This is a genomic window from Clostridium disporicum (assembly GCF_001405015.1).
Classification (GTDB): Bacteria; Bacillota; Clostridia; order Clostridiales; family Clostridiaceae; genus Clostridium; species Clostridium disporicum_B.
In genome coordinates this window covers 42,102-56,568 of the sequence record NZ_CYZX01000026.1, presented here as the reverse complement: position 1 = coordinate 56,568, position 14,467 = coordinate 42,102, and the positions used below count along the sequence as shown (strand labels likewise).

Annotated in this window: 15 protein-coding genes; 11 read left to right on the top strand and 4 right to left on the bottom strand. The window is 26.4% G+C overall.

The window, feature by feature from the left end; genetic code table 11:
- Positions 1–60: 60 nt before the first annotated feature.
- Positions 61–654: a beta-galactosidase small subunit gene (locus ARA56_RS14660; RefSeq protein WP_055268007.1), complete on the top strand. Its 594-nt coding sequence runs from the start codon at positions 61–63 to the stop codon at positions 652–654.
- A 122-nt stretch (positions 655–776) separates the two neighbouring features.
- Here the strand turns inward: ARA56_RS14660 and ARA56_RS14655 are convergent, their stop codons facing one another.
- Positions 777–1,193, bottom strand: a complete 417-nt coding sequence (locus tag ARA56_RS14655) for a hypothetical protein (RefSeq protein ID WP_055268005.1) — start codon at positions 1,191–1,193, stop codon at positions 777–779.
- 462 nt (positions 1,194–1,655) lie between these two features.
- Between ARA56_RS14655 and ARA56_RS14650 the strand changes: the two genes are divergently transcribed.
- On the top strand, positions 1,656–3,029 hold the full coding sequence (locus ARA56_RS14650; protein ID WP_055268002.1) for an MATE family efflux transporter: 1,374 nt from the start codon (positions 1,656–1,658) through the stop codon (positions 3,027–3,029).
- Between the two features lie 347 nt (positions 3,030–3,376).
- Here ARA56_RS14650 and ARA56_RS14645 read toward each other — a convergent pair whose 3' ends face one another.
- A complete protein-coding gene (locus ARA56_RS14645) occupies positions 3,377–3,811 on the bottom strand; it encodes an Hsp20/alpha crystallin family protein (RefSeq protein WP_055268000.1) in 435 nt (144 codons plus the stop codon).
- A gap of 263 nt (positions 3,812–4,074) precedes the next feature.
- Between ARA56_RS14645 and ARA56_RS14640 the strand changes: the two genes are divergently transcribed.
- From ARA56_RS14640 to ARA56_RS14625, 5 genes are all read left to right on the top strand, one after another.
- Positions 4,075–4,662: a GNAT family N-acetyltransferase gene (locus ARA56_RS14640; protein ID WP_055267998.1), complete on the top strand. Its 588-nt coding sequence runs from the start codon at positions 4,075–4,077 to the stop codon at positions 4,660–4,662.
- A 146-nt stretch (positions 4,663–4,808) separates the two neighbouring features.
- On the top strand, positions 4,809–5,765 hold the full coding sequence (locus ARA56_RS14635; RefSeq protein WP_055267996.1) for an RsmB/NOP family class I SAM-dependent RNA methyltransferase: 957 nt from the start codon (positions 4,809–4,811) through the stop codon (positions 5,763–5,765).
- Positions 5,766–5,900: 135 nt separating this feature from the next.
- The gene (locus tag ARA56_RS14630) at positions 5,901–6,647 is read left to right on the top strand and encodes a hypothetical protein (protein ID WP_055267994.1); all 747 of its coding nucleotides are present in this window, start codon (positions 5,901–5,903) and stop codon (positions 6,645–6,647) included.
- Between the two features lie 134 nt (positions 6,648–6,781).
- A complete protein-coding gene (locus ARA56_RS16845; RefSeq protein ID WP_172675778.1) occupies positions 6,782–6,946 on the top strand; it encodes a hypothetical protein in 165 nt (54 codons plus the stop codon).
- Positions 6,947–7,170: 224 nt separating this feature from the next.
- Positions 7,171–9,792: a DEAD/DEAH box helicase family protein gene (locus ARA56_RS14625; RefSeq protein ID WP_055267992.1), complete on the top strand. Its 2,622-nt coding sequence runs from the start codon at positions 7,171–7,173 to the stop codon at positions 9,790–9,792.
- Positions 9,793–9,888: 96 nt separating this feature from the next.
- Here the strand turns inward: ARA56_RS14625 and ARA56_RS14620 are convergent, their stop codons facing one another.
- On the bottom strand, positions 9,889–10,224 hold the full coding sequence (locus tag ARA56_RS14620; RefSeq protein ID WP_055267990.1) for a DUF1622 domain-containing protein: 336 nt from the start codon (positions 10,222–10,224) through the stop codon (positions 9,889–9,891).
- Between the two features lie 177 nt (positions 10,225–10,401).
- On the opposite strand from ARA56_RS14620, the gene ARA56_RS14615 reads away from it, so the two are divergent.
- From ARA56_RS14615 to ARA56_RS14600, 4 genes are all read left to right on the top strand, one after another.
- Positions 10,402–11,034, top strand: a complete 633-nt coding sequence (locus ARA56_RS14615) for an HAD family hydrolase (RefSeq protein ID WP_055267988.1) — start codon at positions 10,402–10,404, stop codon at positions 11,032–11,034.
- A gap of 285 nt (positions 11,035–11,319) precedes the next feature.
- Positions 11,320–11,988, top strand: a complete 669-nt coding sequence (locus ARA56_RS14610) for a hypothetical protein (protein WP_055267986.1) — start codon at positions 11,320–11,322, stop codon at positions 11,986–11,988.
- 97 nt (positions 11,989–12,085) lie between these two features.
- The gene (locus tag ARA56_RS14605; protein ID WP_055267984.1) at positions 12,086–12,751 is read left to right on the top strand and encodes a sigma-70 family RNA polymerase sigma factor; all 666 of its coding nucleotides are present in this window, start codon (positions 12,086–12,088) and stop codon (positions 12,749–12,751) included.
- A gap of 10 nt (positions 12,752–12,761) precedes the next feature.
- Positions 12,762–13,658, top strand: coding sequence for an anti-sigma factor domain-containing protein (locus tag ARA56_RS14600; protein WP_055267982.1), 897 nt, complete (start codon positions 12,762–12,764; stop codon positions 13,656–13,658).
- Between the two features lie 161 nt (positions 13,659–13,819).
- Here the strand turns inward: ARA56_RS14600 and ARA56_RS14595 are convergent, their stop codons facing one another.
- A complete protein-coding gene (locus ARA56_RS14595) occupies positions 13,820–14,287 on the bottom strand; it encodes a pyridoxamine 5'-phosphate oxidase family protein (protein WP_055267980.1) in 468 nt (155 codons plus the stop codon).
- Positions 14,288–14,467: the final 180 nt, after the last annotated feature.

The window sequence follows — 14,467 nt, the reverse complement described above, 5'->3', positions numbered from 1 at the left end:
CCTTTCCCATAATGGACACATCCTTTCTTAACTAAATATTATTTTACTTAGTTCGATTTAATGTGTCCACTACTTTATACTAACACCAATAAGGTAAATGTAGATGTAAAATATCTTGTTAAAGAAGATGGATTAATAGAAATAACAGGAGAGTATTTTGGAACCGAGGGAATTCCTAATATACCTGAATTTGGTATGATGTTCATATTAAAATCAGATTTAGATAAAGTATTATGGTATGGAAGAGGGCCAAGTGATAATTATACAGATAGAAAAGATGGATGTAAAATAGGAATATATGAAGGGTGTGTAAATGACTTAGTTCCATATTTAAGACCACAAGAGTATGGAAATAAATCAGATGTTAGATATGCAAAGGTATTTTCAGATAATGGATTTGGTTTAATATTTGAAGGTGAGAATCTTAACTTTAGTGCATTACCATATACTCCACATGAGATAGAAAATGCAGCGCATAGTTTTGAATTACCACCGGTATATCATACTATAATTCGTGTATCACAAGAACAAATGGGAGTTGGAGGAGATGATACATGGGGAGCTCCAGTTCATGAAGAGTTTACTATTTCAGGAGAAGAAAATCACAAGTTTAAATTTATATTTGGAGTAGATTTAGAGAAAAATCAAGGTTAAAACACAATCTTTTTAGCTAAAAATTAAAAATGACAAGTGGCAAGTTACGGAATAAAATCAATCTCCATGTATAACTTGCCAATTGTCACTTGCAACTAAATAAAATCTTTTTCGATTTATTATTAATCGTAGTGTAGATTCATTTTAGCACAGTATTCTTCAGAGCATTTTTTACAAAGTACCTTTAAGTTTTCATCTGAACCAGAAGAATTAATATTATATACATCAATATTTGCAATACTACCACATTCTTCACACATATATTTAGCATTTTCGAATGCTAAATGACGTTTTTCTTTTGATAAGACTATTGGATTAAATTCAATAGTGTCTTCAGATAATTCTTTTTTATTATGCTTTAGTACGAAAATATTGTTTTTTTCTGATAAAGTATTTTTAAACTTAGAGAAAAGTTTTGTAACTAAGTGAGTTTTTTCTTTAGTACGAGTACTTTTCATTTTCATGTAATATTCTTTTAAAACAGTTACAACGAGACTAATAAAATAAAGTCCTAGTATAACATAAATTAAATTAAACATAATAATCACCAATAATATTTTTACCAGGAATATCATTTTTAATACATATATTTAAATATGTAATTAAATTAATTAGAAAGCTAAAATTAAATGATTAGAGTTTAGGGGGAGTAGGTACTAGGATGACTTTAAAAGTATAATAATTAGAACGGAGAATTTGAGCTTGCTATTAATAAAAGTAAGCATTAATAGTAGTTCAAATATTAAAAATAGACTTGTCTTTTTTGAAAATATTAGTATAATAATTATATTGATAAATTAATTAATATAATTGAATATACTTTGTGTTCATCGGAGGGTATATATTACATTGGTAAATATGCTGGATAAGATGCGGAGATAATCCGTTCTTATCCAGCTTTTTTAATTTTTCTAATTATATAAGCTTTCTATTTTGAAATAAAAAAACTTACTATAATGGGAAGCTGTAATTATTATAAATTTATATTTTCGGAGGTCTTTATGAAACAAAAAACATTATCATTAACTGAAGGGGCAATAGGTTCAACACTTTTAAGGTTTGCAGTACCGTTTTTATTAGCAAGTTTATTACAAGCTTTATATGGTGCAGTTGACTTATTTGTTGTAGGACAATATGCTGATTCCGCTGCTGTTTCTGCTGTAGCTATAGGGAGTCAACTTATGCAAACTATAACAGGTATCGTACTTGGAATATCTATGGGAGGAACTGTTTTAATAGGTCACTGTATAGGAGAAAAAAATGATAAGGGAGCAGCGAAAGCTGTTGGTACAATAACTATTTTATTTATTATGATAGCTGCTATTTTAACTCCAATTATGATATTTGGAACTAATTTATCAGTATCTTTAATGCATACACCAACTGAAGCTATAAACTATGCTAGACAATATATCTTTATATGTGCTTGTGGGATTCCTTTTATAGTAGGATATAATGCAGTAAGTGGTATATTTAGAGGCGTAGGAGATTCAAAAACACCTATGTATTTTATTGCTATAGCATGTGTAGTAAATATAGTCTCTGACTTTATATTAGTTGGGAAATTTAACATGGGGGCTTCAGGAGCGGCTATAGCAACTATTTTAGCACAAGCTATAAGTTTAATAATATCATTAATATTTATTAAAAAGAGAGGGTTTTCTTTTGAATTTAATAAGGAATATGTAAGAGTTGATAAATATTCATTAAGACGTATTTTAAAAGTAGGGTCACCATTAGCACTTCAAGATGCATTAGTAAATATATCATTTTTATTAATAACTGTAATAGTTAATAGTATGGGATTAATAGCGTCAGCATCGGTAGGGGTTGTTGAAAAGATAATAATATTTGCAATGCTTCCACCAACGGCTTTTGCATCAGCAGTAGCAACAATGACAGCTCAAGATATGGGAGCAAATAAACCTGACCGCGCAATAAAAGGATTAAAGTATGGAATAGGATACTCACTTATATGTGGAATATTAGTATGTGTATATTGTCAGTTCTTACCTCATACAATTACAAGTATATTTACTAAGGATGTAGAGGTTATAGCATCAGCAGCTATGTATTTGAAGTCATATTCTTTTGATTGCATATTAGTAGCATTTATATTTTGTATGAATTCATATTTTAGTGGGTGTGGTAGGTCTATGATTGCTTTTATTCATAGTATGATTGCAACATTTGTAGTTCGTATTCCAATGTCGTATTTAATGAGCAAAGTGCCTAATACGTCATTATTTAAAATGGGCTTAGCTTCACCAGTAGCATCCATTGTCTCAGTAGGTATATGTTTTGGATATTTTATATGGTTAAAAAAATATAATAGCCAGGCTAAATCTACAGAGGAATATATTACTATGCCATAAAAAATGGTTGTTTATAAAAAATACCTTCGGCATGAATATTATTTCTGCCAAAGGTATTTTAAGTTACACTAAGATTATACTTCTTTTACTTTAGTTAATAATTCTTTTAGTAACTTAACTTCTAATATACCACCTTCTTTTTTGATTAAATTGCAGTGATATTTATTTAAAGGTGCTATTTAATAAGGTGTATCTTAGTAAGGTATTTTTTATTTATCTGAGCTATGAAGTAATTTTCTAAGTTTAAACTTTAAATTTTTGAATCTAGGATTAGATCTTAGATTTGATATTTTCATAAATAATCATCTCTTTTCTAAATATTAAAGTATTCAATTTAAAGTGATTTATTATTGAATTTCAATTTTAGTATTATTCACAGTCTTTTCTTGTTTAGGTAATCTAATACTTAAAACTCCATTATCAAACTTAGCTTGAATTTGTGCTTTATCTATATTATTTACGCAGAAGCTTCTTGAAACTTCACCATAATGTCTTTCTTTTCTTATGAAGTTGTCTTTAGTCTCTTCATGTTCTTCTTTTCTAACTGCATGAATAGTTAAACAGTTGTTATTGTATTCTATATTTATATCATTTTTTTCTACTCCTGGTAATTCAGCTTGAATTAAATATTCGTCTGGAGTTTCTCTTATATCAGCTTTAAAGTGATTAGCTTCAGTAAATGGTGATAATATATCATCATTAAAGAAGTCTTGGAACATATCATTGATTGTTAATCCTCTGTTTCCTCTGTTATTAAATTTGAAAGGTACTAAACCATACATACAAAGACCTCCTTTAATAATTTATTTTTTATATCTTATTTCTTTGTACAGTTATATTATACGAATAAGGTCAAAGAAAGTCAAAGTTGAAATGGAAAGCTTTTGTAAGAAAGAATAATCAATTAAAAGTTATATGTATTTATTTAGTATTTTTAATTTTTTTCAATAAATTTTGCTTAAATTTGAGATGGAAAAATAAAAATCATTAATAAATATTTTTTTCATAGAATTATTAATATAGAACTATACAGGGAGAATAAGTTATGGATAAATCGATAAAATATTACGAGGTATTAATGATAAGAAGAAATAGTGAATTTTTTAGAAAGTATAAATTGCCAGTAGGATATACAATTAAACCTTATGAAAAAGGGATGGAAGAAGAATGGAGCAAGCTTCAAACAGAAGTGGGTGAATTCAAAGATGTATCCGATGCTAAAAGATATTTTGAAGATGAATTTATTAAGGAAAATGTTGATTTAAGTAATTATTGTTATTTTGTAGAGAGCCCTAAAGGAAAAGTAGTTGCAACTGCATCATTATGGTTTGGAAAGCATTTTGATGAAGGAATAAAGTATAGATTACATTGGCTTTCAGTTCATCCTGATTATAGAGGAAAGGGATTAGGAAAAGCTCTTATATCATATATTTTGAAAAATGAAAAATTAAAAGGTGAAAAGTATGTATATTTAAAAACACAAACTTGGAGTTATAAGGCTATAGCTTTATATTTAAAGTTTGGATTTAAGCCTTATTCAGGAATTAAACCTGATAATTGGGATTGTTGTCATATGGATTTTGAAAATTATAATAATGAGGCATGGGAACTTATATGGAGCAAAATTAAGTAAATGTAAATGAAAAAATAGCAGACTACTTAATAAATTTTTATTATAGTAATCTGTTTTTTTATTTAACTTTAGTAAAACATAATTGGAATATAAATATTAGAAACTCAACATATAATATATAAAGTTATAAATTAGGGGGAGGAATTATGGCTATAAATATAGGTATTAAAGGACTTAGAGGGTTATTCCCAGAGTATTATCTAGATATGTTATATGAGATATATACTCCAAAAGAAGTTGACTTAATATTAAAAAGTTATTTAGTAGGAAGAAGGACAACCTTTAGGATAAATAGGTTAAAAAAAGGTAGCGATAAGACTTTGGAGGAACTAAAAAGAAAAAATATTAAAGTAGATAAAAGCACTTGTTTTAAAGACGTATATATATTGAAAGAAAAGCAAGAAAGATTACTACAGAGGTTAGAATCATATAGAAAAGGATATATATATATGCAAAATTTATCTAGTATAATGCCAGCAGAAATATTAGATGTAAATGAGAAAGATAAAGTACTTGATATGTGTGCGGCACCAGGTGGAAAAACTTTGAAGTTATCAGAAAAGATGAATAATAAAGGTGAAATAATTGCAAACGAAGTTAACAAAATTAGATATGAAAGATTAAATTTTAATATAGAAAAGCATGGAGCTAATAATGTTACTACATTAAATCTAGATGGTAGAAAGCTAATGAATATTTATAAGGAATATTTTGATAAGATATTATTAGATGTACCTTGTTCAGGAGAGGGGACAATTAATATTAAAAATACTAAGAAGCTTAAATTGCTAAAGAATGGACCATTTATAAAAGTACAGAGAGAACTTATTCAATCAGCTTTTGCAACATTAAAAAGAGGTGGTGTTATGATGTATTCAACTTGTACAATTTCACCACAAGAAAATGAGGAAGTAGTAAATTATTTATTAAAAAAGAATAAAGATGCAGATATTTTGCCTATAAATATAAATATTCCTAATTATAAAAAAGGAGCAATTTTTTATAAAGATAAGGTGTATGATGAGAGAATAAGTAGATCTATCAGAATTATTCCAAATGAATTTATGGAAGGATTTTATCTTTGTTTAATATGTAAAAAATAATAAAATACAATTTTGAGAAGTGATTACGGTAAATTATTGCTTACTGTAATCACTTTTGTTCTTAGTTTATAACTTGCTGGACTAATTTTTCGGTGATACAATTATTTAATAACTTATATTAGTTGGGGGAAGAAAATGAGAGTTTTAAATAAATTTATTAAGATAGTATGTGGAATACTTATATTTATACTTTTATTGACATTAGGATTTTACATTGCTCAAAAGATTAGAGTATTTGGAAAAACATCAACAGATATAATCAATCCACAAACACAGACTTTTGAAGAAATAATAGAACTTTCTGATGAAATTACTATGGAGAAAAAATTATTTTCCTTTAGAAAACATTATTATATTCTTAGTGATGGAGTTTTAATAGGCGAAGTTAAAGGAAAATTCTTTCCTATCTTTGGAGATACTCTTCAGTTAAAGGATATTCATGGCAATCTTATAAAGAAGGAAAGTCAAATAAAAAGGTTAGGATTAACACAAGTAAAACTTTTTAATATATCAATTAATAGATTAGCAAAGGTAGAAGATGCTAACGGAGATACAACTGGATATATAGGTGAGGAAAAGCAAAGAGACTTTTGGAGATTAAAGCGTGTACAATACTTCTATGATGAAAATCATAATAAACAGGGGAGAGCTATTCCAGATGCGATACTGTTCTGTAAAGATTATAAAATTTATGATAATGAGAATAATGTAGACTATGTCATAGATGGAAGATTTTTTAGTCCAACACATAGATATAATATTGAGATAAGAGATAAAAGTGATATTGATGTAGAAGAGGCTATATTTTACACTATAATTGAAAATTCTATAATAAGTAGTAAAATGAAGGAGTCTTCTTCAAGCTCTAATAAAAGTAAGTAAATTGTAGAAACTATTTTTAATGAAGAAGTGTAATAGTTACTATTTTGTCTATAAGATAAAATAGTAACTATTAATATTTTAAGATATATAACATATGAAATATAAAATTAACGAAGGTTAGGATAGTGATAAAAATGAAAAAATGTTTATTTTGCAAAAAAGAATTATCAAAAGATTATTTTGAAAATAAGATTGGATACTTTTGTTCAGAAGATCACTTTGATGAATACTTAAAATCACTTAGTAAAGAAGAATATGTAGAGCTACAAAATTCATTCTGTGTATGTAGCGACGATTAGAAGTAAAATTCTTATTTCTTAAGTTTATTTAGCTTAATTATAAATAGTAATTCTATCTAAAAATAATGGAGTAAAATTCATCTATATCTTCAAAAAAGTTAAACAAAATTCAAATTTGGAACAAATTACATTATTAAATGGATATTTTTGTCTTGGGAGTATTAACTATTCTTGCTATATTAAGAAAGAAAAGATTACTAACATAGGAGAAAATTTCTTAAGATATGAAAGAAGAAGATAAAAATTGCATATTAGATAAACTAAAGAAGATGACCTACAATAAGGAAATATATTTAATCAAGGAAATATTAAATGAAGCTTATATACATATTAAAGGAAAACTATTTGAGGAGTATTTAGCATTTCTTTTTGAAGGTAATGGATTTATAGCAACAGTTAATGGAGGCTCATGGGATGGGGGAGCAGATATACTTTTATCAAGAAAGAATAATCCTAATAAAGTAGTATGGATAGTACAAGCTAAAAATGTAAATAAGCCATTAACTAATACAGTGATAAGAGAAGAATTAGTTAAGTTTGAAAAAGAATCTAGCAAAAGATATAACTGCAAATATTTTATGATAATATCCTTAAATGGATATGTTGAAAAGATTAATATATTTAATAAAACTAACATGACTTTAGAAAGTTTTGATTACATTGAAGAGCTTATAAATAATTTTTCAGAAGTTGATAATGGGCAAGTATTATTGCCAGATTTAAGACCTCATAATAGATATACATATAAAGAAATAAAGGCAATATTAGAAAATAAAAATAGAGTAGCTGTACCTAATGCTACGGGAACAGGAAAGAGTTTTATTATACTTCAATTATTATTTGACTATATAAAGAAAGATTCTATTCTTTTAGCACCTACAAATGAAATTATTGAGAGATTGAAGAGACTAGCCCCTTGGAGTATGACAAGGTGTAAATTTTATACATATAGTAAGTTTTCAGCTATGTACTCTAAAGGGAAGATAGATAATTTAAAGGTAGATTTAATAATTTTAGATGAGCTTCATAGAGCTGGGGCATTAAACTGGGGGAAAGCTGTAAGCTACATTTTAGATAAAAATTCAAGTGCAAAAGTTGTAGGATTATCAGCAACTCCAATAAGATTTTTAGATAATAATAGAGATATGATTAGTGAGCTTTTAGATGGTGTATCTACAACACCATTAAGCCTTTCAGAAGCTATAGTAAGAAGGATTTTACCTAGTCCTATATATGTTTCAGCTATGTATAATCTTGATAAAGAAATAGATAAAAAGATGAAGCTAATGAAAAAATATAATATATCTACAGAGGATAGAAAAAAGTATATAGAAGAGCTTAATATTTATAAAGCTTTATACGAAAAAGAAAGTAAAGCAGAGCATGTTATTAAGAAGCATTTACCTAAAGTAGATAATCTAAAATTCATAGTTTTTTGTGAAAATAATAAACACCTAAATGAAATGAAGGATGAGGTAATAACTTGGTTTAATAATATTTTAGAACCTACTGTAAAAGTTAAAGAGTACATAGTGACATCAGAGAATAATAATACTTTAGAGCTTTTTGATTTTGAAAATAATGATTGTAAAGAAGAAGTAAAACTATTATTTTCCATAAGTAAATTAAATGAAGGAATTCACATTAAAAATATAAGTGGAATTATTATGCTTAGAACAACTAAATCTCCAACTATATATTATCAGCAACTTGGACGATGTCTAACAGCAGATTCAGCTAATAAAACTCCTATTGTGTTTGACTTTGTAGATAATATAGATAATTTAGAGCTTATGAAGTTTAGAACTCAGTTAGAAGAAGCTAAAGCTTTACATAATGAGTATAGAAAAAGTATAGGGGTAGAAAGTGATGAGGTGCGTTTAGCGTTATATGATGAGCATTTTGAACTAATATCGCAACTTAAAAATATAGAGAAAAAGATAACATATAATTGGGAAGAGTATTTTGACGCATTATGTGAGTTTAAAAGCTTATATGGGAACATAAATGTACCTAATTCAGAAGAGTATAGTAGATTATATAGTTTTATAAGTCTTCAAAGAACTCTTTATAATAAGAGAATTTTAAATCCAGAATTCATAGAAAAGCTTGATTCAATAGGGTTTATATGGGATCAGAGATTTTATAATTGGAAAGAAAATTTAATTAAATATGATAACTTTATTAGTAGTTGTTATAGAAAAAGGATTCTTTACTACAAATTAATTAATGATAAATACTATATTCCAGTTTATGAAAGTGATGTGGATACAATAAATAATACAGCTTTGATAAAGTGGATGGATAAACAGATAAAAGAGTATAAATTAGGAGTTTTAGATAAAAGAAAAGAAGATTTATTAATAAATGAATTTAAGGTTATTTCTGAATTTGAAGAAAATGCGTGGATTTTAAGTCTTTATAAAATAATAGAATTTTATAATTATATAAAAGAAAAGTACAATATAGATTGTTATGTTAATAAGATAGCCCCACCAAAAGAAAACTTTATAAATTTACTAGTAGCGTTATATGGTAATGAAAATATAGTAAGAAATACTGTAGATAAATCATTACCAAAAGAAGGACAAGTTATTAATGATAAATATATAAATGATGAAAGCTGGAATAGAGGTTTCATTGTAAATTTACTTAAATCAGAAGAATTTAATGAGGTTTTAAATGGTTTTATTGATGATTTAAATATTGTATATTTTCAAGATTTAATAGATTCAAACGAAGAATTTATGAATAGATGGTATAGCTACAATAATGATAATAATAATTTAGAAGTCAATAAGCTAAGGCTACTTAGTATAATTAATATGGATTCAAAAGCTAGTTAATAATATTGTAACGAATTAATAAAATTAATAGTTAAAAGAGAAGAGTTAATAATTTAGTATTTAAATTATTAACTCTTAATTGTATTAGTTTGCACTTTATTTAAATTTTTCTTTCTTTTCTTGTGTTTTCATTTCTTTTTCTAACACAAAAGTCATAATAATTCTTATTATAAATACTACAGCAAGGATTACTAGTTCTTCCTTGCTTCTTATTATTACGGTTTTTAAAATTTCAGCTGATAATTTAAAATCTAATGCTGTAACCATAACATCAGCAAATTCATATTTAACCTTATAATCTTTTTTTGAGAATTTACCTCTAAAGTAGTTGATAAAGGCAGTGAAAGTACCTAGAGTTAATATAATAATTCCCATTAATTCAAAAAGATGAATTAAAATCGGTAGATAAATATCAAATAATTCTTCAAGCATAATTACACCTCAAAATAAAGTTATATTTTAATTTGCCCTAATATAAAAAAAGTATGAGGCTAAAAGAGTATAAAAGTAATATAGTTTTATATTAGCCATAATGATATATTTATATAGAGAGGTATTTTAGTTTTCATAATAAGCAAGGGTATAAATTTAAAAGGTGGAGAAATAGGGATGAGAATAGATAGTATTATATTTGATTTAGATGGGACGTTGTGGGATGCAACTTATAGTATTTTAGACGTATGGAATAATGTATTAAAAAATAATTATCAAGAAATTAATAAGGTTATTACAATTGAAGAGATTCAAAGTATAATGGGATTAACATCTGAGGAGATAGTTGAAAGATTACTACCAAATATTGATAAAAAATTAGGATTAAAAATATTTGATGAGTGTGCAGCAGCTGAATGTGATTATTTAAGAGTAAATGGTGGGAATTTATATGATAATGTTGAAGAGGTGCTTATTGAACTTAATAAAAAGTACAAGCTATTTATTGTTAGCAATTGTCAAAATGGTTATGTTGAAGCCTTCTTGGAAGCTCATAACTTAGAAAAGTATTTTATTGACTTTGAGAATTATGAAAGAACTGGCTTACCTAAAGGGGAGAATATAAAGTTAGTAATTGAGAGAAATAATTTAAAAAATCCTATATATGTTGGAGATACAGAAGGAGATTATAATGCAACAAAGTTATGTAATATTCCATTTGTTTATGCAAGATATGGATTTGGCAATGTAGAGGATTCACAATTAATAATAGATAGATTTGAAGAATTAAAGAGCTTAATAGAAAAATAAAATATTATTAATATAGGTTAAGGAAGCTAAGCAAAATGCATAGCTTCTTTTATTTTATAAATAATCATTAAATTATAAAATAAAAAATTTAAATTTTAATAAAAAAGTACCTAAATAAAAAATCTTAATTGTATTTAATAGTGTCAGAAGGAAATGAAATAAAAAAGTTCTTAAACATTGTATTAGACAATGTAAAAATAAATTGATGAAAATGAGAAAAGTGATACCTAAATAAAAAATACATTAGGTATTTAATACTAAAGAGAGTAAATGGAGGAATTTAAAATGAAAATGAATAAAATTTTAGCAGGATTAGTATTAGCAGGGGTATGTGGAGTTGGGTTAACAGCAATGGCTTCAAGTAATGATGGATCAATGAATAAAACAGTAGAAGTAAAGCCAGTAAATACAAATACTTCAAAATATACTGGAGGAAATGTTACTACATCAGAAATAGAAAATTATCTTGTAAATAAGTATGGAGCAAATTGGGCAACAGATTTATTAGCAAAAAATGGTGACAGATGGGATGAAGTTTTAGAAAATGAGTTAGAAGCATATTTTGGTATAAAGTATGATGATTTGATTGATTATGTTATAGAAAGAGAAGAAAATGAGTTAGGTATTGATGATATAGATGACTATGATTATTATACATCAGAAGAAATAGGTAAAAGAGATGAGATAATAAAAGCTATAGAAAGTAAATATGGAACAAATTGGGCTAATGATTTATTTGCTAAGAATGGTGAAGCATGGGATGAGATTTTAGAAAATGAATTAGAAAATCAATATGGACAAAAATATGATGATGTAATAGAGGATATAATTGACTTAAAAGAACATGAAGCAGGATTAGATTTAGATCATGATGATTATGACTATGATGATTATGATGACATTGATGATATAAATGACTTTGATGATATAGATGATCACTATGATAATGATTAATTGAATTTTAGCAGAGTATTATGTTAACAATATCTCTAGGAGGATACTCCTAGAGTTTTGTTGTAAGGAAAAATAGAGAGGTGGTATAGATAATTAAATGGAATTTATAGAAGAGAATATTAATGATATTAAAAATACTAGTATAGATAAATTAATCCAAGACTATATGGCGTTTATAGTAAAAACTGTAAGTTCAATTACTGGGAGATACGTATCCGTAGAAAATGATGATGAATTAAGTATAGCACTCATTGCATTTAAAGAGGCTATAGATAAATATGAAGAGAGCAGAGGCAGTTTTTCATCTTTTGCAAAGCTTGTCATAAGTAGTAGAGTGAAAAATTATCTAATAAAAGAGAATAGAAATAATAAAGTTGAATCAATAGAAGCTCTTAAAGATAAAGGGATTGACATATCTGAAGTAGCAGAGACAGTGGTTGAAGAAAGTGATGAATTATCAAATGAAATAGGTAAACTGAAAAATGAAATAGAAGCCTTTGGCTTTACTTTTGAAGATTTAGTGGATGAGGCGCCTAAACATGAAGATACAAGAAGAAATGCCATAGAATTATCAGAAAAGGTTAGCAAGGAAAAGCCATTAACTAGTTTTATGTATGAAAAAAGAAGACTTCCTATAAAGCAAATTTCAGTAAAGTTTTCTGTTACAGAAAAAGTGATTAAAAGAAGTAAGAAATTTATAATATCCGTAGTAATTATTATTGATAAGAATTTTAGAAACTTAAGATTATGGATAAAGAGATAGGAGGTGCAGTATGTTTAAAGGGATAGTTATGGAAATAAAAGATGACTATGTTATTGTTATGAAAGAAGATGGAACATTAGCTAGAATAAAGAATAAAGATGGATTAAAGATAGGAAACCCTATATTCTTTTTTGAAGAAGACATTTATGTGAAAAAAGAAGCAGCTAAGGTAATTCCATTTAAAAAGTATATAGTACCATTAGGCGCAATTGCAGCTTTATTTATAATTTTAATTAATCCAATAATGAATATTTTCACTACTAAAATGAATAATGTTTATGCAGTTTTAACTTTTGATATAAATCCTAGTATAGAATTTAATTTAGATGAAAAAGGAATTATAAAGAGTGTAAAAGGTATAAATGATGAGGCTATTGCATTAGGTTTAGATAAAATAAAAGGAATGACTTTTGAAGAAGGAACAATAGCATTAAGAGATTTATTAAGTCAAAGCAATTATTTAAATAACAATAATGCAGTTTTAGTAGGATTTTCTTTTATTGGAAATGAGAATATTGATTATGAAAAAGATATTCAACAGGTTATTAAAAATACATTTAAAGGTACTGATGTAGCATTTTTAAAGGGAGAAAAATCAGATTTAGAAAAGGCTCAGAGCCAAGGAATTAGCTTAGGTAAATATGAGGCCTTAGTAAAACTTGATGAGGATAATTTTGAAGATGCAATAGAAAATTTAACAACTCAAGAGATGTTAGAATTATTGCGAAATGTTGATGGAAGCATATTTTTAGATGAAGATCAGCTTGAAGAACTACAAGATGAGTTAGAAGATAGGCTTGAAGATGAAATAGAAAATGAAGATGAAGATGAAAATGAAGATGAAGACGAAGACGATGAATATGATGAGAATGATGATATTGATGATGACGAAAAGAATGAGGATTAATGGTTGATCTAAATTCTTTAACTTGATATGATTAAAGCATTAAAAGGTTAGAGTGATTTTAAAAATTACCCTAACCTTTTTTATTGAAAAAATATATTTATATAAGGTTTGTCAAATTTCCATTTGACTAAGTCAAACTTTTCACCAAATTGCTATGAAATTTACTTAATTGATGATTTTCCTGTTAAATAGTCAATTTCTATTTTGATAACGGTAGTTGAGGCTTTAGCTTTTTCTACGTAAGCTTTTCCTTTTTCTAAATATTCTGGAGAGTATTTTTTTATAAATTCTATAAGAGCAGCTTCTTTAACTGTTCCTATAACCCAAGAAGCAGTACCGAAGGCAACTACACTTTTATATTTAGTGGTGAATTTCTCAGGGATTATACATGTATCAGTAACTACACAAAAAGATACTTTAGAATTATTAGCGATATTATCAAGTTTATGGCCGTAAGGAGAAGAATGAAAATATATAGCATTATCATAGTATACATAATTTAATGGAGTAGCATATGGCATACCATATTCATCCACTGTAGCTAGAGTTCCATATTCAGCTGAATTTAAAATAGTAGTTATATCATTATCAAAAATTTCTCTAGATTTTTTACGAATTTCTCTAAACATAATTTGACCTCCCAAAACTCATAAGAGATATTAATATAATTATATTTATTTTAAAATAATTAAATTACTTAAATAGAAGTATAGTATTATCTTATAAGTATAAGATTTATATAATAATAAAGTTGTTAGAAAATTCAATAATAAGAATAATTAAATTGCAAAGTCAATTCATAAACGGCT

Bases quoted from the DNA above. Each gene is read 5' to 3' on its own strand.
- ARA56_RS14595 (WP_055267980.1), bottom strand. From the start codon at position 14,287: ATGTTTAGAGAAATTCGTAAAAAATCTAGAGAAATTTTTGATAATGAT.
- ARA56_RS14635 (WP_055267996.1), top strand. From the start codon at position 4,809: ATGGCTATAAATATAGGTATTAAAGGACTTAGAGGGTTATTCCCAGAG.
- ARA56_RS16845 (WP_172675778.1), top strand. From the start codon at position 6,782: ATGAAAAAATGTTTATTTTGCAAAAAAGAATTATCAAAAGATTATTTT.
- ARA56_RS14605 (WP_055267984.1), top strand. From the start codon at position 12,086: ATGGAATTTATAGAAGAGAATATTAATGATATTAAAAATACTAGTATA.
- ARA56_RS14650 (WP_055268002.1), top strand. From the start codon at position 1,656: ATGAAACAAAAAACATTATCATTAACTGAAGGGGCAATAGGTTCAACA.
- ARA56_RS14660 (WP_055268007.1), top strand. From the start codon at position 61: ATGTGTCCACTACTTTATACTAACACCAATAAGGTAAATGTAGATGTA.
- ARA56_RS14630 (WP_055267994.1), top strand. From the start codon at position 5,901: ATGAGAGTTTTAAATAAATTTATTAAGATAGTATGTGGAATACTTATA.
- ARA56_RS14625 (WP_055267992.1), top strand. From the start codon at position 7,171: ATGAAAGAAGAAGATAAAAATTGCATATTAGATAAACTAAAGAAGATG.
- ARA56_RS14655 (WP_055268005.1), bottom strand. From the start codon at position 1,193: ATGTTTAATTTAATTTATGTTATACTAGGACTTTATTTTATTAGTCTC.
- ARA56_RS14620 (WP_055267990.1), bottom strand. From the start codon at position 10,224: ATGCTTGAAGAATTATTTGATATTTATCTACCGATTTTAATTCATCTT.
- ARA56_RS14645 (WP_055268000.1), bottom strand. From the start codon at position 3,811: ATGTATGGTTTAGTACCTTTCAAATTTAATAACAGAGGAAACAGAGGA.
- ARA56_RS14615 (WP_055267988.1), top strand. From the start codon at position 10,402: ATGAGAATAGATAGTATTATATTTGATTTAGATGGGACGTTGTGGGAT.
- ARA56_RS14610 (WP_055267986.1), top strand. From the start codon at position 11,320: ATGAAAATGAATAAAATTTTAGCAGGATTAGTATTAGCAGGGGTATGT.
- ARA56_RS14640 (WP_055267998.1), top strand. From the start codon at position 4,075: ATGGATAAATCGATAAAATATTACGAGGTATTAATGATAAGAAGAAAT.
- ARA56_RS14600 (WP_055267982.1), top strand. From the start codon at position 12,762: ATGTTTAAAGGGATAGTTATGGAAATAAAAGATGACTATGTTATTGTT.